Below are 22,561 nucleotides of genomic sequence, written 5' to 3'. Positions count from 1 at the left end.
GAAAACTATACTTTTAAATGTTCCTAACAAGGGGAAGATTACAGTTTGACCAATAAATTTTACCATCTTCCATTCCATTGATTGGTTGTCCATTCAATAAGAAAGCTGTATTTGATTGATCGAAACCACGTGTAATAATACGAGAATCTCCAAAACCTCCTGCTTGTCCTGCAACATAAACAGATGGTGTGTTAACAAATGCTTGTGTAATATCATTAGCACCAACTTTTTGTTCAATAACTTCTTTTGTGATTGTAGTTGCTGCAATAGGTGTTTTACGATCTTCTTGTAAGTCGATTACACCTTTACCAATGATTAAAGTTTCACTTAAAGATACATTTTCGTCTTGTTCAACCTTTGTAGAATCTGTTGGTTCAACAACTTGAGCGAAAGATAATGATGCCGTAAAGGCGAAAGCTCCTACTAATAAAAGCTTCATTGAGTTTAACCTCATCTTATGAAATAGTTTAAATGTTTACCGCTGCAAAGTTGAGGTGTATATATGTTAAAACGACTACAAACGTTATGTTAATTAAGAATAATTATTACTTAAAAAATCAATTTTAAATAAATTTAACACTTACCATTCTTTTAAGTGCATATAATAATATTTTAACCACATAATTACATTAATTATAAAAAAACAATATAAATTTTATACAATATTTTATTAATAATTAGAGATATAAAAATATTTAAGAATTAATATACAGCATTAAATGTATAAATATACAATAAACTAATTTATTTAGAACCAGTACAAACTAAAATTTATATAATTATATCATTTAACTTATTAATTTACAGCAAGCACCAAAAAAAGCGGACTTAAAAATAAGTCCGCTTTCATAATATAATAAGTTTTATTAATCTTAAAGAGTAATTTTAACAGAAGCATTCCATGTTCTTCCGTATCCGAAATAAACTTGGTTGTTTACGTTAATTCCTTTATATGTATCAGCTCCTTTGTAATCTGCTTGATAGTTTGTAGTTGCTTCAGAAATATAAATGTGGTTAAATACATTGTTTACGTTGAAACGTAAAGTTAATTTATTTCTATCTGTTAATTTATGCTCCCAAGAAATACCAGCATCCATTAAATTGTATGAAGGCAATTTTAAATTACCAGATCCTCTTGTTGATGTATCATCAACTACAGAACTAACTCTTGAACTATATAAATCTCCTTGATAGCGATAATTTGCATTAACAGAAATACTCTTTATGACTTTATAATTCATACCTAATCCAAATTGTGTTTGTGCAGCATCTCCTACTTTCAATTTATCAAGGTTTTCGCTTGTAGTATCTAAGTAATTTTGATTATCTCCATATACAAATGTCGTAGATTGTCCTCTATATTTCCAATCTCCTAAAGAAGCGAAACCTGTCAATTCTAATACTCTCATTAGTTTGTATCCCATTTCCAGTTCTAGTCCTTTATGTCTTTGTTCAACACCTTGGTTTACTAAATTTATAATTGAACCACTTTCTACGCCGTATTTACTTATATCAGTTGATGTAGCAGTTCTAGAGTCTGTTGTTACACGATTTTTCCAATTTGTGTAATATCCATTCAAGTTTGCCCAAAAATTTCTAGCTTTGAATTTATATCCAAACTCTATACCTAATACCTCTTCATTTTTAGTATTATTATTTGCTTCATTACTATTTCTTAAAAATAAAGCTCTACTAAATGGCTGGCGAGAATAGAATCCAGAGTTGGCAAAAATCATGTGATTTTCTGCTATAGTAAAACTAACACCTCCTTTTAGGTTATATCCCCAGTTTGATAATTTTTCAGATTTTTCGTTTTCTTCAGTATATTTAAAATAATCCCAACGTTGATTAGTTTGATTAGATACCGATCCTTGAAAAAATGTACTAAATGCATCTGTTGAATACTCTAACTGAGTAAATAAACCTCCATAATTCACTCTTTCTCTATCATCATAACTCGTTTTTTCTGTGTCATTCTTAGCGTAATTATTCAATTTCCATGGATTCTTTGTAGAAAACGTTTTGGAAACATTATAACCATTTGGATATCTAACATTTGTCCCCGATCTTACAGTGTAGTAATCACCTCCCATTAAATTCGCTAATTGTTGAAAATGATCTCCTTCGTATGCTCTAAGATCAAAACCTACATTCAAATTTAATTTGTCTGTGAATTTATGCTTTAGATTAGAAAGCATTCCATACCATTGATGATTGTTTACGTTAGATCTTATGGCATAACTAGAAGCTCCACCTGCTTGACTTTGTCTATCAAACTGATTTTGGATTAATTTTAATCCTGTATCAGAGTCAGTTGTCGCTCTACCCAAAGGTCCTGTTCCTCCTCCACGACCCCAAGAACCATAAAGAACTGTAGATAAACTAGTTTTATCATTTATATCAAAATCCCAGTTTATATTCATTACGGGTTTATGGTAGAAATTTCTTCTTTCATTAAACAGTTCACCATGTAAATAACCTTGATTTCCATTGAACTTACGCCCATATTTCAAAAGAGTTGATATTGGTTGAGCATAATTTTGATCATGCCACTGAGGTGCTCCTGTCAATAAGAAGTTTAATGTATGATTTTTAGATGGTTTATAGCCAAATGAGATAAAATAATTTTGACCTTGACCTTTAGTACCATCATTGTATCCATTTCCTTGCCAATGACTTAATAATAAGGAAACACCAAATTTATTATTGATTAACCCTGTATTGTAGGCTAATGTCGAAGTGTAATAATAATCATTTGCTATTCCTGCTCTAAAAACACCTCCTTCTTTCTTTTCTGTAGCTTTTGTTATAAAGTTATATGTTCCCCCTACAGATGAAATGGCTATTTTTGATGATCCTAAACCTCTTTGAATTTGAATTGCAGAAGCTATATCAGACATACCCGACCAGTTTGACCAATATACTCTACCACTTTCCATATCATTGATTGGTTGCCCATTCAATAAAAATGCCGTGTTAGATTGATCAAAACCACGTGTAACAACTCTAGAATCACCAAACCCTCCTGATTGTCCTGCTACATATACAGATGGTGTATTAACAAAGGCTTTGGTAATATCATCACCTCCTCCAGTGCTTCGCTCTATCTGTTCTTTAGTAATTGTAGTTGATGCAACTGGTGTTTTTCTGTCTTCAGCTAGATCAATTACTCCTTTACCTATAATTAATGTCTCTACTAAAGACACATTTTCGTCCTCTTGTTGAACAACTTTTGTAGAATCTGTTGGTTCAACAACTTGAGCGAAAGATAATGTTGCCGTTAAGGCAAAAGCTCCTACTAATAAAAGCTTCATTGAGTTTAACCTCATCTTATGAAATAGTTTAAAAGTTTACTTCTGCAAATTTCTATACTTTAAATGAGATTATTGTTAAATTATGGTAAATTTTTACAAAAACCACCATCAACTTAATTATTAATTATTACATCAATTTTTAAAAAGAATATTTTTTATTAAAGTAATAAATTAGACAATATAATTATATCAATTTTTAAAGATTATTTAACATTTAATTAAAAATTAACATAATGTAAATGTTAATTTTTAACATTAATTATAGGAATACAATGATTTTTTTTTAGAAAAAAGATGAAAACTCAAGAAAAAATTAATTATTTAGAATCAGTATTAATAAAATTAAATTCAATAACTTTTTTATTTATAAGCTAATACTAATAAATTTTCAAAACAAATTATTTAAATACAATACAACTAACGTTAAAACTTGTTGTATTGTATTCTTAATCATAAAAAAGAATTGAAATGTTAAAGAAATCAAGCCTTAACAGCTTTCAAACTTAAGTCAAAGTTAGGAGCAGAATGAATAATCGCACCAGAAGAAATAAAATCAACACCAGTTTCGGCAATTGCACGAACAGATTCTTTTGTAATTCCACCCGAAGCTTCAGTTTTTACTTGTCCATTTATATATTGAACCGCTTCTTTCATCGTTTCGAGATCAAAATTATCCAACATAATAAAATCAACATTTGCCTCCAAAGCTTCTTTTACCTCATCCATATTGCGCGTTTCCACCTCTATTTTTAGATGTAAATGATGTTTTTCCAAATAATCTTTGGTTTGCGCAACTGCTTTAGTAATATTTCCACAAAAATCGACATGATTATCTTTTAACATCACCATATCGTATAATCCAAAACGATGATTCTCTGCTCCTCCAATTTTAACGGCCCATTTTTCGAACATCCGGAAATTAGGTGTTGTTTTTCGTGTATCCAAAATTTTGGCATTTGTACCACTTACCAATTCCATCATTTCATGTGCATAAGTTGCAATTCCAGACATTCTCTGCATACAATTCAACGCTAATCGTTCGCAAGTTAAAATTGATTGTGAAGATCCTTTTACTTTGAAAGCAACATCTCCAAATTGTACTTTATCGCCATCATTTATATATTGTTCTATTTTTAAAGATGGATCAAACGTATCAAAAATAATTTTCGCTAATTCAATTCCAGCAATTATTCCGTTATCTTTCACTTTCAGTTCCGCTTCTTGAATTGCATCATACGGAACCGACGCTAACGTTGAATGATCGCCATCGCCAACATCTTCTAAAAAAGCTTGACGAATAAAAAATTGTAATTTTTCTTGTGTGATATATGGAGGTAAATTCATTATCTATAAGTTAAGGATGCAAATTTTGATTGATTAAATTCTTTCTTGGTTTTGTATTCATAATATTCAGCCCAAGTACCGTTTTCTTCACGCACAACTGTAATCAACACTTGTACTGAAGGATCATTTTCGAAGAAATTTTTGATTTGAAGTTTATATTCTTTGTCATCAATTTTACCTTTTGTAATGTCAATTGCTCCAGATTTAAAAGCCACATCAAAAGCAGTTGCATAAGGATCAATAGAAGCCATTTCGAAAAGATTAGAAAACTTTCCTAAATAATATTCTCGACTTCCATTATTACCAAAAGTTGTTAAATTAAATTCTTTATCAATTCTTACTTCAATCGTTTCTTCATCAGTTTTTAAAGTAAACAATACACGATTTTCTGAAGGGAAAGTTTCAAAATCATTATTTTTTTCTGCCGATTCGTAACGTAAAGGCATTGTATATTTCATCGCAACCGCTTTTCCATCGACTCCTTTTGCAGGCGTCATTTTCAGATTAGCTCGCTCCATTTTATTGTTCAACAAAACTAAACTCGACAATGCTACACTATTAAAAATTGGATTTGAACCATCAGTCGAGACATCATCAAAATTACCATCTTCATTGATTTTAAAACCTAATTTAGATTGAGCAGTTTCGATATGAAGATAATCAGCAATATTAGAAAAGAATGAAATTTGAGTTTGAATATCTTGATTCAAATTTTTGTTCATACAAGCCTGTAGTTCGCTATTCTCTTTGAGATTTTCGCAACCAAAATAAACAACAGCTTTCTTAGCTTCTTTACCAAAAGTCAAACTTACGTTTTGTTTTTCTTTCGAATTTTGAGCAAAAGAAAAACTTATTGCAAAACATGCAACGAACAGAAATAATTTCTTCATTAATTAAAATCTTTGTTATAAAAAGTTCCTCGATTTTCTTTTTGATTGATACTTTGCTCAATGATTAAATGTGCGACATCAACCAAATTTCGAAGTTCTAAAATTTTAGGCGAAACAATCGTAAAATAATAAATTTCTTTGACCATTTTCTCAATTTCATTGATACGATTTTGTGCAATTTGCAAACGATTATCGCTTCGTACAATTCCCACCAATTCGCTCATCATCGCTTGTAATTGTTTGCGTAAATAAGAAATCAATACTAATTCTTCTTGCACTTTCATGCCTTCTTCGTTCCATTCTGGAAACTCAAAATTATAAATCGAAAATTGATTATCATTTAATAAATCGACCGTTTTTAACGCTGCACGATGACCAAAAACCATCGCCTCTAATAACGAATTCGAAGCCAAACGATTTGCACCATGTAAACCTGTATTAGAACATTCACCAACCGCAAACAAATTCTCGATAGATGTTTTTCCTTCTAAATCGACGTCTATTCCACCGCACAAATAATGCGAAGCTGGAACAACCGGAACCAATTCGGTAAACATATCGTAACCTTCGGATTTACATTTTTCGTAAATATTTGGAAAATGCTCCAAGAATTTTTCTTTTTCTAAATGTCGACAATCGATATAAACATAATCATCTCCACGCAATTTCATTTCGTTGTCAATCGCACGTGCCACAATATCACGCGAAGCCAATTCTTCACGTTCATCATATTTATGCATAAACAATTCGCCATCTTTTGTACGCAATTTTGCTCCAAAACCACGAACTGCTTCCGAAATCAGAAACAATTGCCCATCAAACTCACTGTAAAAAGCTGTTGGATGAAACTGAATAAATTGCATTCCCGAAACGGTTGCTTTCGCACGTCGAGCCAACCCAATTCCGTCACCAGTTGCAATAATAGGATTCGTTGTATTTTTATAAACATGACCAACTCCGCCAGTTGCTAACAAAGTTACTTTGGCTAAATGTTGCTCAACTTTATCGGTATTCAAATCTAAAATATATGCACCAAAACATGTTATTTTATCTGTATTATCTTGACGAAGATGATGTTCTGTAATTAAATCAACTACGAAATGATGTGTTAGCATTTTGATATTTGGGTAAGATTTTATTGCTTCGAGCATTGCACGTTCAATTTCCCAACCCGTAATATCTTTGTGATGAACGATTCGGTTTTCGGTATGACCTCCTTCTCGACCTAAATCATAAATCCCCTCATGATTTTTATCGAAACGAACACCCCAATCAATAATTTCATTGATGCGTTCTGGCGCTTCTTTTACGACAACCTCAACCGCTTCTAACTTACACAAACCATCTCCTGCACGAAGTGTATCTTCGATATGTTTTTCAAAACTATCCTTTTCGAAATCACTTACCACAGCAACTCCACCTTGTGCATATTTTGTATTTGTTTCGTCTTCGTTTGCTTTTGTTACAATTGTAATTTTTGCATCGGGATAACGAATCGCAATTTTCAGCGCATAAGAAAGTCCGGCAATTCCAGAACCAATGACTAAAACATCTTGAATAGCCATTATTTTATTTTTTCTGATAAATCTAACATTCTATTAATTGCAGCTAATGCTTTCACTCGCAATTCTTCTTCGATTTGTATTTCTGGCAATTCATATTTCATGCACAGATATAATTTTTCTAATGTGGATAATTTCATGTAAAAACATTCAGAACAATTACATGATTCATCTTGAACCAAAGCAGGAATTAATGTTTTATTCGGCGCAAGTTTTTGCATTTCGTGTAAAATTCCTTCTTCCGTTGCCACAATAAATTCTTGTGCATCATTTTCTACCACATAATCTAACAAACGAGAAGTTGAACCAATAAAATGTGCAAACTTCAATAAATCTTCTTGCGCTTCTGGATGCGCAATTAATTTTGCATTTGGATGATCTGCCATTTGTTGTGCAATTCGTTCCAATGAAAACGCTTCATGTACGATACAAGCTCCATCCCACAAAATCATTTTGCGATTACAAACTTGATTTAAGTATCGACCTAAATTACGATCTGGCGCAAAAATAATTTCTTGATCTTCTGGCAACGAATTAATAATCGCTTCCGCATTCGAAGAAGTGACAATAATATCTGATTCTGCTTTAACACCCGCATCACAATTGATGTAACTTACCACAATCGCATTTGGATGTTGCTCACGTAAACCACGTAAACCTTCTGCCGAACATGAATCTGCCAAAGAACAACCTGCTTTTGTATCTGGTAAAACCACTTTTTTAGACGGATTCAGAATCTTTGCGGCTTCCGCCATAAAATGAACACCACAAAAAACAATCATATCAGCTTCAGTTTTTGCAGCTGCACGAGCCAATTGCAATGAATCACCTAAATAATCTGCTAAATCCTGAATTTCTCCTGACTGATAATAATGTGCCAAAATCACCGCATTTTTCTCTTTACGTAATTTATTGATTTCCGCAATCAAATCAGTGCCTTTTGGAATTTCTACATCCAAATAACCTTTATAATCTAGTTTCTCTATCGCTTGTTCTAATGTATTCATTTGTGAGTGATTTTATTTTATACCTAATTGCTTTTTCACTTCTTTTGACAACGCATCTTTGTGCACTGTAAAAGCAATTGATTTCATTCTGAAAAATGGTTTCGACATATAAATGTGTCCATTATTTCCTAAATCTGTTGTTCCCCAAGAATTTTTTACATCATAATATTGATTTCCCAATTGATCTTTCAAAATTCCTGTAATATGCATTAAATGGTCATCTTCTGTCGAATAATCTTCAAAAGCAGCTTGACGCTCATCAGCAGAAACCCATTTTTCAGGTAAAATCTGAACAAAATAATCTGATTCTAAACCTTCTGAAGGCCAAATTGCCATTCCATACTTTTTAGAAAATGTTTTTTCAGAAACATCTGTATCAAAAGCCGCTGTATATCCTTTATATAACGCTTCGTCCAAGACTTTCATGTATTCATCTAATGGTAAATTATAATATGAACCATTTGAAAAATTATCTGGCACTTGCAAAATAAATTGTGAATAATAAGGCGCTTGCTGAAAAGATGTCAAGGTTACATAATCATCAGGATTTATTTTCAAGGCTTTTGCAAATTCTTGTGGCGTATATTCTTTTCCTTCGAATTTGAATTTTGTCGGAGGAACACCTAATTTATCATTCAATTTTTGATCAAATTTTGATTTCCAATCTGCAGTTAAATATTTTTTAGGATTTTTTACAATCGAATCTAATCCAACTTTCAAATCCTTTACCAACATTTCGTGGTTATGTTTCACATCTGTTCCATTCGCAAAACCTGCATAAACTTCGTTTGGAACTAATCCATTTTTACGAACCGAGTTTAATACATCATGCGACAAACCTCCTTCACTAAATTGTGCTTTTCCTTGGCGATATATATAATTATAAGCTTTTACAGGATAAGTAAAACGCACATTATACATTTCCGATAAATCGACATCTTTTCCTGTCAAACGCTTCACTTCCGATTCTAAAAAAGAAGTTGTCGAAAATGACCAACAAGTTCCCGTTTTTCCTTGCGAAATAATAGGAAGTGCAGAATTATTAACTAATTCTTTGAATTTGAAAGGCGTTTCTTGTGCCGAAACCAACATACTTACAAAAGCGATGCTGGCGAATATATATTTTTTCATTTGTGTTTGTATAGATTTCAAAAGTAAAGTTATTTTATGAAGTTTTATTATAAAATGTAGAACGAAAACTTCTTTTCTGAATTACATAAAAATTATATTTTTACGTAAATATTTAATTCTTATAAATGAAAGAATATATTAGTAGGAAATATAATAGTTTTTATAATGTACTTATTATAATTGTTTTAAACATATTAATTCTATTTACTTCAGTAATTATTTTCACTTATTTAGACGAAATAATTGCAAATAATAAATATGATGTCTTGATTTTTTGTATTTCATTTATACTAATTTTTTGTGTTTTTATTCGGATTAATTATCAGATTAATGAAATAGTGTTAGATAATAACATTAACCAACTTACAATTAAAAAGATATTTTCAAAAAAAACATTTAATCTTAATGAAGTTCAAGAAATTAATCAATTTGTACTTCCATATTTAAATTATATCAAAATAAATAACAAAAAGTTCTTTTTTATATCAAGAGCTATTGATCCTTTTGGTGATAATTTTACATTTAATAGCGAAGAAGATTTAGAAAACATAAGATGTACTATTGATTCAATAAAAAATAATATTAATTAAAAATTTTCATTTATTTTAAATACATAATATTTCATTTTTCGAACAAATTATAAATCAATTCAGTATAAATATTCAATTTTTATTCATCTTAAAATTAATTTTCGCGAAAATGCCATAAATGACTCAAAAACCTATTAACTTTGCTCAAACATTACACAGATGCAACCAAGAGAAGATTTTTTATTGAAAGCTTATGAGCTGGGAATTATAAAATTTGGAAATTTTACTTTAAAAAGTGGTATAGAATCTCCTTTCTATGTCGATTTAAGACCTTTAGCTTCGAGTCCACAATTACTAAAAACTTTAGCAAATAACTTATTAGATTTAGTTGAAGATGTAGAATACGACTTGATTTGTGGTGTGCCTTATGCAGCTTTGCCAATGGCAACTACAATGAGTTTAACATCGAACATTCCTTTGATTATCAAACGTAAAGAAAATAAAGGTTACGGAACTAAACGTATGGTAGAAGGTGTCTTTGCGGAAGGACAATCTTGTCTTTTGGTAGAAGATGTGATTACTTCTGGACAATCTTTGTTAGAAACAATTGATCAAGTTGAGCGCGAAGGTTTACGTGTAAAAGATTTGGTTGTTGTTTTGGATCGTGCGCAAGGTGGTTCTGAAAAATTAAAAGAGCAAGGTTACAATGTGAAAACGTTATTTACAATTCACGAAGTAATCGATATTTTACATAAATATCACCGTTTAAGTGATGATGAAGCGAAAAAAATTAAAGACTTTTTAGCTTTACCTCCAGAAGCGGTTCCTGCAAAACAACGTATTGCATTGGAAAACAAAAAAATTGTACATCCAGTTGGAAAACGTTTGGTTGAATTAGCGTTGAAAAAACAATCTAACTTAATTGCTTCTGCGGATTTAATTACTTCTGAAGAAATTACAGATTTCGCGAAAAAAGTTGGTGATCATATTGTTGCGTTAAAATTACATTCAGATATTATTCAAGATTTTTCGGATAACTTAATTGTTGAGTTGAAAAAAATCGCGCGTGAAAAAGAATTCTTATTATTCGAAGATCGCAAATTTGGTGATATTGGAAATACGCAAGAATTACAATTTAAGAAATCGATTTACAAAATTTCTGATTGGGCAGATTTAGTAACTGTTCATCCAATTGGAGGTTTAGAATCGTTAAAAGTTTTCGAAAACACAGGTGTTATCACAATTGTTGAAATGTCTTCGAAAGGAACATTGACTGATGATTATTACTTTACAAAAGCAATTAATGTTTCGGAACAATCTGGAAATGTTTTAGGAGCTGTTGCGCAACGCCAAATTCCTGATAACTTGTTATTGTTTACGCCTGGTGTTAATATTTCTTCGACTGGAGATAGCAAAGGACAACAGTACAATACGCCAGAATTAGTTTTCAAAAATTATCACACAGACTTTATGATTGTTGGTCGTGGAATTTACAAAGCTGCTGATGTAAAAACTGCTGCAAAAGAATACCAAACGTTAGGTTGGGTTTCTTACCTACAAAGTTTGAATGACTAAGATTTAGATAAATTTCAAAAATATAAAAGCAAGCTTTTTTCAGCTTGCTTTTTGTTTTTTATTTATAATGAAATTACTTGAACACAAATTTATGTGAAACACTATTTCCATTATAATCTTGAAATGTTGCGATATAAAATCCTGTAGATAAATTAGAAAGATTTACACTTCCATTAGAATTTTCAGTATTTATTGTTTTAATCATTCGTCCTGTTGCATCAATTATTTTGATCGAAATTGGAGATTTAAAATTTAATTGATAATTCAATATTTTATTTGAAATGTAAATTTTAGACGAATTTTTATCAATATCATTTGTACCTAAAGTCGAGATTTTAGCCGCTTCAACTACATATTCTATTCCTAATTTTGTAAACTTCGCCGCATGCGTAGACGTACTTCCCATAAACGCATAAGTATCTCCGGTTGTGTGTATATTAGGATTATCTTCTCCCATTTTAGACTCGAAAGGTAAAGTCGCCGCATAACCATTTTCCGACCAACTCGCATGATCTGAGCATCCATAACCACATTTTGAAGTATCATACGTGAATTGATGTAAACCCGTTTTGTTGTATTCGTCCATCAATTTCATCAAAAACGAATTGAGATTTGCATCACAATAAGTATCCGTCATCAAAATAACATCTTTCGTAGAACCTTTGTAATTCGTCATATCAAATTGTACATAACCTATTACATTTTTATTCTCCGAAGCGTATTTCTGCGCAATTTCTTTCGATCCTACTAAACCTATTTCTTCTGCTGCGTAAGCCATAATTTCGGTAGTTCGTTGCGGTTTGAAATTATTTTTTAACAACACACGCAAAACTTCGGTGATTGTTGCAATTCCAGATGCATTATCATCTGCTCCTGGTGCAAAAGTTTGATTTGCATTCCAACCAACAGTCGAATCGGCATGACCTCCAATAATCACAAATTCATCTTTCTTTTCAATTCCATTAAAAGTCAAAATCAACGACTTCATTGGCGTATTCACATGATCAACGATTCTTACAAATACGTCAGTTCGTCCTGCATCAGCAATCATTTTCACCCAAACTTCTTTCAATTTAAGAACCGCATTATTTGCTTCTTGTCGTGTATGATAACGCGTTTTGAAATCTTCTAACATCAAAATTGTTTTCTCAATTTCTTTCACATCAACATCATTCAAAGCTGTTGTTATAAAAGCTTGTTCTGAAATGGTATAATTGAAAGGTGCTTTTTTCTGAGATGGTTTTTCTTGAAGTGATTGTAGTGCATCTTCTTTCGAATTTCTAAAAATATAACCATGTCCATGCGCAAATTTTCCATGTAAACTTTCAGCAATTTCTGGATGAAAATAAATAGCAGAAAAATTATCTTTCGAAGAAATTATTTCAATAGAATCCGCATGATTTTTTTGTAAAAAAGTGGCATTCTCAGTCTCCATTGTCGCAAAAATGAAATTTTCTCTAGATTGCGAAAAAGAAAAGATATTATGGAATAAAAAAGGTGTTAGGAATAAAAATTTATTTTTCATAAAATCATAAAAGTGTTACAACAAATATATGATTAATAAACTTTTATCAAATTTATTTCAAATAAAAAAATCCATCTTTCGATGGATTTTTGATTAATATTTTAATTGAAATTTTATATAGGTAATCTTTTTACCTTCTTCCAAAAATTTCGATTCATAATATGTTTGTACAGCTGTTACAATTTCTGGAATATCCGAATGATCTGGGTGATAAACATCGTGTGTAGAACGAATCACTTCGTGTCCTTCGATGTGAATAACACCATGTGTATATCCGTGTAAAAATTCAGAATCTGTTTTTAAATTAACTGTTCCTTCAGGTTTTAAGATGGTATTGTAACGTCTCAAAAATTCAGGATCTGTTAAACGATGTTTTGTTCTTCTGTATTTGATTTGTGGATCTGGGAAAGTAATCCAAATTTCGCTCACTTCATTTTCTGCAAAAAGATGATCGATAATTTCGATTTGAGTTCGAAGAAATCCAGCATTTTCAATTCCTTCATCCAAACAAGTCTTAGCACCACGCCAAAATCTTGATCCTTTAATATCTACTCCGATAAAATTACGATCCTTGTCACGACGCGCCATTGCAACTGTATATTCTCCTTTTCCGCACCCAAGTTCTAACACAATTGGTTTGTCGTTCTTGAAAAATTCTTTGTTCCAATTTCCTTTTAATGCAAACTCGTTAATTGCCTCTTCTCGTGTTGGTTGAACAACATTCTGAAAAGTTTTATTTTCGTTAAATCTTCTGATTTTATCTTTTCCCATTTCGGATATATTTTGCGCGAAATTACGAGATTTTGATTAATCTAAAAAACTGTTCTGAAAACACATAAATATCATCAAATAGTATTTATGTAAAAAGGTTTGTTATTTTTGTATTGAAAAACTAAAATTAGAAAAATGGATTTTATCAAACAATTTCATAGTGGCTGGGCTTATCTTGTGATTTTGATGGGCGTTATCTTTGTGATTTCAACATTAATTTATGCGATTTCTAAAAAAGATACAAACGCAACAATAAAAAAAATCGGGTTATTTACAACCATTACTTTTCACGTTCAATTATTACTTGGATTAGTCTACTATATTATGATGTTTTCTGCTTTGGAACCATCAGGAATAATGAAAGATTCTGGCTTGAGATTAACTTTTGTTGAACACCCTATGATGATGATTGCAGGTGTTGTTTTTATGACAATTGCGAATGCAAAATTAAAACGATCTACAACTGTACCAATGAGCGTTGCAGTCTTTGCAATTATTGGTTTAGTTTGTATTTTAAGTAGAATTCCTTACCATGTTTGGTTTGCTTAAAAATTTAGAATAAATTCATAGAAAAGAGTATTAAGTTATTAATACTCTTTTTATATTTTTATGTGATTTATAATTTTTTTATTCTAATTTCGTTATTAACAAGTCGCTAAAGCTTTCTTTTAAATTTTAAGAATCTTTGGCACTCGATTTGAAATAGACTTGTACAAACTAAGAAATAAAATGAAATACATAAAATATCTATTCTCTTTGCTTTTGGTTTTAGTAACTTTTAACCTAAACGCTCAAGATTTTCATACAGCAAATATCAAGGTTGATTACGAACAAGAAACTGGAACTTTAAATATCACTGCGCGTACATTTACCAATCAGTTGGAAAAAGCAGTTGGTGCTGATGTTTCAAACAAATCTAACTTCGAAAACAAGTTGAAAGCGTATGTAAATAGTAAAGTTGATGTAAAAGTAAATGGTAAAGCTTTGGGAACTTCTTATTATGGTTATCAGGTAAATGATAAATCGACACGAGTTTTTTTTAAGTTTGATAAAATTTCTAATATCAGCTCGATAGAACTAAAAGTAGCTTTGTTGACAGATATTTTTAATGATCAACAAAACATTGTAACTTTTGATGTCAAAAATAAAAAAGACACAAAAGTATTAACAGGAAATAACGACACCGTAAAGATGTCTTTCTAATAAAGCAAAAGCCTTCCGAAATCGGAAGGCTTTTTTATTTCAAATATGCTTAATAATTATCTCTAATAATTCGTAATAACTTTTCGTTCTCATTTCGAATCCAAGATAAATCTTTGATCGAATTATTATTCATCAAACTAAAAATTAACGTTCTTCCAGATTTCGTTTTCAAATAACCACTCAACGTTACATTATTGTTCAACGTTCCTGTTTTGGCATAAATATAAGGTTGCGCCGAATCTTTGTATCTATTTTTGATTGTTCCCGTTTTACCGCCGATTGGAAAAATAGAAAACAAACGTTGTTCTGGAAATTCGTTGTACATTTTCCCTAAAACCTGTGCGAAACTTTGTGGTGTAAACAAATTATAACGCGATAATCCCGAACCGTCAAACCACTCTGGTTGCTGTTTCAAATCATTTAACAAATATCTTTTCGAAAAGGTAATCGTTTCAGAAGCGCTCAGTTTTCCTGGTAAAGTACTCGAAGCTAAAATCAATAAATGTTCTGCCAAAAAATTATCGCTATTTTCCATCATTTCGCGGTAAACATCATCTGATTTCTGACTATAATACACTTTCGGATTATTAACCATTGGCATTTTGACCATATCAACAGGTTTACCCAAAATTTGCGACAACGATTTTTCTATCACCGTTTCATTCACAATAAAAGGAACTTTTTCTGTTCGTTTTTTATTGCTGATATAAAATTTATTGTCATAGAAATTCCTCGGCTCTGGCATTTCTCTAATTTCTGTTAATTCTTCAAAATATGTTGGAAATGTTTTGATTGAACTTCCATTTTTCGAAATTGAAACTAAATTTTCATGAATCGGAAACTGACTTCTTTCTGGCGCATAATCTTTTCTAAAATCGTCCCAAGTCCAACCTGGTAAAAAAGATTCTTCGTCGAAATTATTCCAATGAAAAATAATTTTAGAACCATTATTTTTCAGGAAATCTAACGCTCGTGTATTTTTATATTTTGGATGCAAAAAAGTTGGATCTCCAGTTCCTTCGATATGCAATTCGTCACCAATCAACTGATATTTGAATGCAGGAATCGAATCATTCAACATTTTCATCGCTGTATACAACGTAAAAATTTTGGTGTTAGATGCTGGAATAAAAAATTTGTTCCCGTTATAATTATAAATTTCTTCTTTCGTGATTGGATCATATAAATAAAATCCCGTGAATTGAGTGGAATAGAAATCAGAATTGAGATGTTTCTCAATTAATTCGGTCTGCGCAAAAAGATGCACAGACGAAAAAATTGATAATATGGTAAGTAAATACTTCATTAATCTTTGTTCTCGAAAGGAATTGTTGACGAATTCGATTCGTTTTTAATAATCATTTCTGTGTGAGGATAAGGCATTGAGATATTATTGTCGTCTAACGCATATTTTACCGCGCGATACAATTGCCAATAAGCCGTCCAATAATCACTATTTTTCACATAACAACGCACAGCCAAATTCACAGAACTTGCAGCAAATTCTAGAATCTCAACCGTTTTAGATTGTGTATCATCAACCAATTCATTTTTCTCTAAAACATTCAACAAAACTTCGCGCGCTTTGTCAAAATCATCATCATAAGAAATACCAACATTTACATCTAATCGTCGATATTCTTTTACAGAATAATTGGTAATTGGATTGTTAAATAAATTCCCGTTTGGCAAAGTTATGATCTGTCCTTTTGCAGTTGCAATTACTGTATTTAGTAAATTTATTGACTCTACACTTCCTTCATTTCCTTGTGAAACAATGTAATCTCCAACTTTGAAAGGTTTGAAAAGAATAATTAAAATTCCTGCTGCAAAATTTGACAAAGATCCTTGTAAAGCTAAACCAACTGTTAAACCAACACCTCCTAAAGCTGCAACAAAACCAGAAGCATTAAAACCTAATCGACCTACAACAAAAGTTAATACAATAGCTTTGAATAATATATTAAGAATTGGAATTAAAAACGTACGAATTGATAAATCTACATTTCGTGCAACCATTCTTTTTTCGATTAAGTTGACAAGTTTACCTGTTACCCAAAAACCAATTATTAAGGTTAATAACGCAGAAACTAAGCTCCATCCAACTTCAGAACCTTTCATTAATAACCATTGTGTAAAGTTTTCTAAATCCTTAAATGGAGTTATTATTACATCTTGCAAACTATCTACCTTGTCTTGCTCTTGCATAATTATTCTTTTTTATTAGTAATTCAGTTGATAAAATTAGTTCCAATCTAACATCTTTTCAAAAAAATAGAAAAATTATCATTTTTTTTAACTAATTTTAATAAATATGAATATTGGTACAACATTCGTTAAGAACAAATTACAACTAAAAAAAGACTATAATTAAAAATTAAAATCTATGAACATTATTGAATTAGTAAAAGGGTATATTACCCCAGATTTGATCTCGAAAACTTCATCAGAATTAGGTGAAAATGAATCGGGAATTTCTAAAGCAATCAATGCATTTATTCCTATTCTTTTAGGAGGTGTTTTAGAAAAAAAGAATTCTACTACAGGCTTATTTCATACCATCAAATCTTTTGGTGCTTCTCGTGGATTAGCAAATATTTCGACAGAACAAGAAACGCCAGACACGATTAAAGAATTAATCAATGTTGTTTTTGGTTCGAATGCTCAACCAATCGTTTCTAAAATTGCTGAATATGCAGGAATTTCGACAGGTTCATCTTCAAAATTATTAGACTTAACTGCGTTAACAACTTTTGGATCTATTGGAAAAGAAGCCGAATTTAACAATGTAACAGAAGCTGATTTCTTTTCATCTTTAGGAGGAATTAAAGATAAAATTTTAGGATTAATTCCGACTGGTTTAGGACTTGGAGCTTTAGGTTTAGGAACAATATTTAACGATGCGCCTAAAATTACTGAAACTATAGATGTTGCAAAAGATCATATAACTGAAACTATTACAGAAACAAGAAAAGTAGTTGATGTAGAACCAGAAGAAAAACCATATGTAGCGCCAGTTGATGCTTATGCAGAAACTCATAATAACAATGGTGGTGGAGGTTTTTGGAAATGGTTAATCCCATTAATTTTAGTTGCTTTAGCAGCCTTTTTCTTATTAAAAAAATGTAATAAGAACGAAGAAAAAACAGTTATTACAGAAGAATCTGAAATTGTGGTTGATTCATTAAATGAGGATTCTCTAAACGCTGCACCAAAAGAATTATCTGATATCGATTTAGATGGTGTTGCATTGAAAGGATATGCAAATGGATTAGAAGATCAAATTATCAAATTTATCAAAGCGCCAGATTTTGCAACAATGACAGAAGATCAATTGAAAGAAAAATGGTTCAACTTTGATAATGTTAACTTCGTTTTTGGTAAAACAGATCAATTAGAATCAGGTTCTGACATTCAATTAGATAATGTTGCTGCAATTTTGAAAAAATATCCTACAGCAAAAATTAAACTTGGAGCATACACAGATAAAGTTGGTGATGATGCTAAAAACAAAGAAATCTCTCAAAAAAGAGCAGATTACTTAAAAGCTGAATTAACAAAACGTGGTGTTGGTGCGCAAGTTATTGCTGCCGAAGGTTACGGAGAAGAATTTGCAAAAGTAGCTGAAACAGCTTCTGACGCAGAAAGAGCTTCTGATCGCAAAATGTCATTACGTTTTACAAAATAATCATTTCATAAAATTTTTAAATAAGGGTAAAGGCAACTTTATCCTTATTTTTTTGTTATTTTTTTCGAAACCAACTCGCAACAAGCTAAACAATTAATATCTTTGCACACTATGAAATTTTCAATCGATAAAAAAGACGAATTTTCTAAGGCAAGAGCTGGTGTTGTAGAAACCGATCATGGTAAAATCGAAACACCTATTTTTATGCCAGTTGGTACGGTTGGTACAGTAAAATCTGTTCACCAACGTGAATTAGAAGAAGATATTAAAGCCCAAATCATTCTTGGAAATACTTATCATTTGTATTTGCGTCCAGGAACTGATATTTTGCATAGAGCGGGTGGATTACATAAATTTATGAATTGGCAAAAACCAATTTTGACAGATTCTGGAGGATTCCAAGTGTATTCTTTGGCGACAAGTCGTAAAAAATCTGAAGAAGGTGTGCGTTTCAAATCGCATATCGATGGTTCTTACCACATGTTTACACCAGAAAAATCAATGGAAATTCAGCGTTATATCGGAGCTGATATTTTTATGGCTTTTGACGAATTAACAGGAATTCCAGCAAAATATCACGATGCAAAACGTGCCATGCATGTCACACATCGTTGGTTAGAGCGTTGTAGAACTTGGTTAAACAATAATCCTGAATATTACGATCACAAACAAACGCTTTTCCCAATTGTACAAGGAAATGATTTCAAAGATTTGCGTCAAGAATCAGCAAAATATATTGCAGATTTCGGTGCAGAAGGAAATGCAATTGGTGGATTATCTGTTGGTGAACCAGAACCTGTGATGTACGAAATGACGGATATCGTAACAGAAATTCTTCCGCAAGACAAACCTCGTTATTTAATGGGAGTTGGAACACCTTGGAATATCATCGAATGTATTGCTTTAGGAGTTGATATGTTCGACTGTGTTATGCCAACGCGTAATGCGCGTAACGCAATGTTATTCACTTGGAATGGTGTTATGAACATGAAAAATGCAAAATGGAAAGATTGTTTTGAACCATTAGACGAAAACGGAACAAGTTATGTGGATAGTTATTACACAAAAGCCTATGTTCGTCATTTATTCAATGCCAACGAAGCTTTAGGAAAACAAATTGCATCTGTTCACAACCTTGCGTTTTATTTAGATTTGGTAAGAGTTGCAAGACAGCATATCTTAGCAGGAGATTTCGCTCAATGGAAAGAACAAATTGTTCCACAATTAAAACAACGTCTGTAGTTTGAAAATAATTGATAAATACATCATCCGAAACTTTATCGGGACCTTTATCTTCATGGTTTTGATTTTGTCTACTATCGCCGTTATTGTCGATCTTAGTCAAAAATTAGGGCGTATTAATGATAGTGGTTCTACAGCTTTTTCGGCTTTAACCCAATTTTACCCTTATTGGTCTATTTGGATTATTAACACCTTTTTACCAATTGCCGTTTTTATCACTGTGATCTATTTTACATCACGACTGACGATGCAAACCGAAATTGTAGGTGTACTTTCGGGTGGTATTAGTTTTTATCGATTTACACTTCCATATATTTGGGTTGCTATATTTTTAGCTATTTCTGCTTTGGTAGTAGGAAATGTGGTTTTGCCTTGGGCAAATATCAAAAAAAATAAATACCAATACACCCATTTATTGAGTAATAACGACAAGGAAGAATATTATAAACGACAACGTATCGGTTCGCAAATTTCTCCTGACGAATTTGTTTTTGTTGATAGTTATGACAGAACAGAAAAACTAGGAAGTTCTTTTATGTATCAAAAATTTGATTCGACTGAGTTGAAAAAACAAATCATCGCTTCAAGTTTTAATTGGAATGATAAAGATTCTACTTATGCATTAATGAGTGTTTACACGCGCGATATTAACAAAGATAAAACTGAAAAGTTAAATTACGAAGCCAATACAAATTTGAAGTTACCAGCTTCTCCTGACGAAATTTTACCAGAAGAATATGTTGCTGAAACAATGAATACCTTCGAATTAAATGAATTTATTCAGAAACAAAAAGCAAAAGGTTCTGCCAATGTAAATACATACGAAAATGAATTAAATAATCGTTTGAGCGGTCCATTTTCAACTATTATTTTGACACTTTTGGCTCTATCGCTTTCATCTAAAAAACGTCGTGGAGGAATCGGAATCAACCTTGCTGTTGGTATTTCATTAGCATTTGTGTACATTTTCTTCTCGCAAACAACGTCTACGTTTTCCGAAAAAGGATATGTTTCACCATTTGTAGCCTCATGGATACCAAACATTGTCTTTGGACTACTCACCTTATTTTTATATTTCAGACGAGCTCGTTCATAAAATATTTCAAAAATCCAGTTCTTTTCGGAACTGGATTTTTTTTGTATTTTTAATTAAACTATTCTTAGATGAAAAAATACTTAATACCAACAATAATTAGTTTAGTTCTTTTTATTTTAATTATCAGCCCTGGATTTTTCAATCTAATACCTTTTTCCATTCATCAAATTCTCTTTAGAAATATTATTGATGAAAATATATTTATCTATATGTTTGATTTTCTATTCTGTATATTTATCTGGTTTATTGCTTTCAAATTAATCAATTCGAAACCATAAAATTTAGTTAAAATCAGTTCTTTAATAAATTCATCCGCTTGAAAAGAAATAAAATTTTTTATTTAATTGATAATAATTAACTTTAAGATATTCTAAATTAATTTCTTAGATTTAAAAAAAATTGAAGTGTAAAACTAAAATCAATTGATATGAAAAAAAATTTACTCCTTTTATTTTTAATCCTTTCGGTTTCTATTTTTTCACAAGAAACATTAAATACAATGTTTTATAATGTGTTCAAATTTCCGAATTCACTTCCTCAAAATCGTCAATTGATCTTAAGAGATATTTTAGACGAATACAAACCAGATTTATTTATGATTTGTGAATTAGTAACAGAAAATGGCGCTGATTTAATCTTAAATACATCTTTGCAAAATCAACCTGATAAATTTGCTCGCGCACTTTTTGTGGCTGATACAACGAAATTAGATGATCCGTTACAAACAATGGTTTTTTATAATACACGTAAATTGACGTTGGTTAATCAACAAAAAATCCCAACAGTTTATCGCGACATCAATCAATATTCTTTTCAATTAAATATTACTTCAAACGATCCCATTCATTTAGAAGTTTTTGTTGCGCATCTAAAATCAAGTACAGGACCTGCAAATCGTCAAATGCGTTTGGAAATGGTGCAAGAAGTCACAAAATCCTTGAAAAAATTAACGCAACCTAATACATATGTTCTTTTTGCTGGAGATTTTAATTTTTATAATTCATCAGAACCAGCTTATCAAGAAATTATCAATCCGGCAAATGCTATTTTGATGATTGATCCATTAAATGCACTTGGAAATTGGCAAGACAATCCAGCTTTTAGTTATTTACATACACAAAGTACACGCGTTTCTAACATAGGTTTTGGAAGCGGAACTAATGCAGGGGCAAGTGGCGGTTTGGACGATCGCTTTGATTTTATTGTGATGAGTGAAAATTTCAAAAACAGCTCACGTTTTTCTTTTATAAACGATAGTTATAAAGCGTATGGAAATAATGGAGATTGCTTGAATAAAGATGTTAAAGATCCTGATTGTACGGGTACATACTCACAAACTTTACGAACTAATTTGTATAACATGAGCGATCACTTACCTATTGTCATGCAATTTAAAATTCACGAAAATTTAAACACAAAAACGTTTGAATCAAAACCATTTATCTGGTTGCAATCAGCAAATATCACGAATGATAAAATTATAATTGGAGTTGATAAAACACAATTAAATGTTCAAAATAATATACTTTTCATTTACAATTCTATTGGACAAATTGTACAATCGGTTCGTATTAATAATCAATCAAATATAACAATTGATTGTCAAGGATTAGCGGCTGGAATCTATTATATTAAAACAAAAGAATCAAACGAAATTTTAAAGTTTATAAAGAGATAATTCAA

19 protein-coding genes are annotated in these 22,561 nt (G+C 31.1%); 8 read left to right on the top strand and 11 right to left on the bottom strand.

The window, feature by feature from the left end; genetic code table 11:
* Window positions 1-13 precede the first annotated feature (13 nt).
* From N5E64_RS13020 to N5E64_RS12990, 7 genes are all read right to left on the bottom strand, one after another.
* Window positions 14-454 carry a Plug domain-containing protein gene (locus tag N5E64_RS13020; protein ID WP_280037879.1) on the bottom strand — a complete coding sequence of 147 codons (441 nt, stop codon included), beginning with the start codon at window positions 452-454 and terminating at the stop codon, window positions 14-16.
* A 418-nt stretch (window positions 455-872) separates the two neighbouring features.
* Window positions 873-3,314: a TonB-dependent receptor gene (locus N5E64_RS13015; RefSeq protein WP_280037877.1), complete on the bottom strand. Its 2,442-nt coding sequence runs from the start codon at window positions 3,312-3,314 to the stop codon at window positions 873-875.
* A gap of 480 nt (window positions 3,315-3,794) precedes the next feature.
* The gene (gene nadC / locus N5E64_RS13010) at window positions 3,795-4,658 is read right to left on the bottom strand and encodes a carboxylating nicotinate-nucleotide diphosphorylase (protein ID WP_280037875.1); all 864 of its coding nucleotides are present in this window, start codon (window positions 4,656-4,658) and stop codon (window positions 3,795-3,797) included.
* Window positions 4,658-5,548: a hypothetical protein gene (locus tag N5E64_RS13005; protein WP_114998683.1), complete on the bottom strand. Its 891-nt coding sequence runs from the start codon at window positions 5,546-5,548 to the stop codon at window positions 4,658-4,660. The genes nadC and N5E64_RS13005 overlap by 1 nt, the downstream gene beginning before the upstream one ends.
* Window positions 5,548-7,113, bottom strand: a complete 1,566-nt coding sequence (gene nadB, locus N5E64_RS13000; protein ID WP_280037874.1) for an L-aspartate oxidase — start codon at window positions 7,111-7,113, stop codon at window positions 5,548-5,550. Before nadB ends, N5E64_RS13005 begins: the two co-directional genes overlap by 1 nt.
* Complete coding sequence (gene nadA, locus N5E64_RS12995; RefSeq protein WP_038337116.1) at window positions 7,113-8,117, bottom strand: quinolinate synthase NadA; 1,005 nt, start codon at window positions 8,115-8,117, stop codon at window positions 7,113-7,115. The genes nadB and nadA overlap by 1 nt, the downstream gene beginning before the upstream one ends.
* A 12-nt stretch (window positions 8,118-8,129) precedes the next feature.
* Entirely contained in the window at window positions 8,130-9,248 is a 1,119-nt protein-coding gene (locus N5E64_RS12990; RefSeq protein WP_280037872.1) for a C1 family peptidase, read from the bottom strand.
* A gap of 125 nt (window positions 9,249-9,373) precedes the next feature.
* On the opposite strand from N5E64_RS12990, the gene N5E64_RS12985 reads away from it, so the two are divergent.
* Together N5E64_RS12985 and N5E64_RS12980 are read left to right on the top strand one after the other, a co-directional pair.
* Entirely contained in the window at window positions 9,374-9,838 is a 465-nt protein-coding gene (locus N5E64_RS12985) for a hypothetical protein (protein WP_038337114.1), read from the top strand.
* 159 nt (window positions 9,839-9,997) lie between these two features.
* Entirely contained in the window at window positions 9,998-11,353 is a 1,356-nt protein-coding gene (locus N5E64_RS12980) for an orotate phosphoribosyltransferase (RefSeq protein ID WP_125349589.1), read from the top strand.
* Between the two features lie 73 nt (window positions 11,354-11,426).
* On the opposite strand, the gene N5E64_RS12975 is transcribed toward N5E64_RS12980, so the two are convergent.
* Window positions 11,427-12,878, bottom strand: coding sequence for a M20/M25/M40 family metallo-hydrolase (locus tag N5E64_RS12975; protein WP_280037871.1), 1,452 nt, complete (start codon window positions 12,876-12,878; stop codon window positions 11,427-11,429).
* A 93-nt stretch (window positions 12,879-12,971) separates the two neighbouring features.
* A complete protein-coding gene (trmB, locus tag N5E64_RS12970; protein ID WP_219033815.1) occupies window positions 12,972-13,649 on the bottom strand; it encodes a tRNA (guanosine(46)-N7)-methyltransferase TrmB in 678 nt (225 codons plus the stop codon).
* 135 nt (window positions 13,650-13,784) lie between these two features.
* On the opposite strand from trmB, the gene N5E64_RS12965 reads away from it, so the two are divergent.
* Together N5E64_RS12965 and N5E64_RS12960 are read left to right on the top strand one after the other, a co-directional pair.
* The gene (locus N5E64_RS12965; protein ID WP_125349592.1) at window positions 13,785-14,198 is read left to right on the top strand and encodes a hypothetical protein; all 414 of its coding nucleotides are present in this window, start codon (window positions 13,785-13,787) and stop codon (window positions 14,196-14,198) included.
* Window positions 14,199-14,378: 180 nt separating this feature from the next.
* The gene (locus N5E64_RS12960; RefSeq protein WP_114998668.1) at window positions 14,379-14,852 is read left to right on the top strand and encodes a DUF6702 family protein; all 474 of its coding nucleotides are present in this window, start codon (window positions 14,379-14,381) and stop codon (window positions 14,850-14,852) included.
* A 49-nt stretch (window positions 14,853-14,901) separates the two neighbouring features.
* Here N5E64_RS12960 and N5E64_RS12955 read toward each other — a convergent pair whose 3' ends face one another.
* Together N5E64_RS12955 and N5E64_RS12950 are read right to left on the bottom strand one after the other, a co-directional pair.
* Window positions 14,902-16,158: a D-alanyl-D-alanine carboxypeptidase gene (locus N5E64_RS12955; protein ID WP_280037870.1), complete on the bottom strand. Its 1,257-nt coding sequence runs from the start codon at window positions 16,156-16,158 to the stop codon at window positions 14,902-14,904.
* Window positions 16,158-17,060, bottom strand: a complete 903-nt coding sequence (locus N5E64_RS12950; RefSeq protein ID WP_280037869.1) for a mechanosensitive ion channel family protein — start codon at window positions 17,058-17,060, stop codon at window positions 16,158-16,160. The genes N5E64_RS12955 and N5E64_RS12950 overlap by 1 nt, the downstream gene beginning before the upstream one ends.
* Before the next feature lie 178 nt (window positions 17,061-17,238).
* Between N5E64_RS12950 and N5E64_RS12945 the strand changes: the two genes are divergently transcribed.
* The 4 genes from N5E64_RS12945 to N5E64_RS12930 all read left to right on the top strand — a co-directional run bounded on the left by N5E64_RS12945 (window position 17,239) and on the right by N5E64_RS12930 (window position 22,556).
* Window positions 17,239-18,540, top strand: a complete 1,302-nt coding sequence (locus N5E64_RS12945) for an OmpA family protein (protein WP_280037867.1) — start codon at window positions 17,239-17,241, stop codon at window positions 18,538-18,540.
* Window positions 18,541-18,651: 111 nt separating this feature from the next.
* The gene (gene tgt / locus N5E64_RS12940; RefSeq protein ID WP_038337127.1) at window positions 18,652-19,782 is read left to right on the top strand and encodes a tRNA guanosine(34) transglycosylase Tgt; all 1,131 of its coding nucleotides are present in this window, start codon (window positions 18,652-18,654) and stop codon (window positions 19,780-19,782) included.
* A gap of 1 nt (window position 19,783) precedes the next feature.
* Window positions 19,784-20,878 (top strand): LptF/LptG family permease, encoded by a 1,095-nt coding sequence (locus tag N5E64_RS12935; protein WP_280037866.1) that lies wholly within the window; start codon window positions 19,784-19,786, stop codon window positions 20,876-20,878.
* A gap of 427 nt (window positions 20,879-21,305) precedes the next feature.
* Window positions 21,306-22,556 (top strand): hypothetical protein, encoded by a 1,251-nt coding sequence (locus tag N5E64_RS12930; protein ID WP_280037865.1) that lies wholly within the window; start codon window positions 21,306-21,308, stop codon window positions 22,554-22,556.
* Window positions 22,557-22,561: the final 5 nt, after the last annotated feature.

Origin of the sequence: Empedobacter sp. GD03739 (assembly GCF_029843245.1) — a bacterium.
Classification (GTDB): domain Bacteria; phylum Bacteroidota; class Bacteroidia; order Flavobacteriales; family Weeksellaceae; genus Empedobacter; species Empedobacter falsenii_B.
Note: the sequence above shows the minus strand (reverse complement) of the source record. Positions and strands in the feature narration are given on the sequence as shown.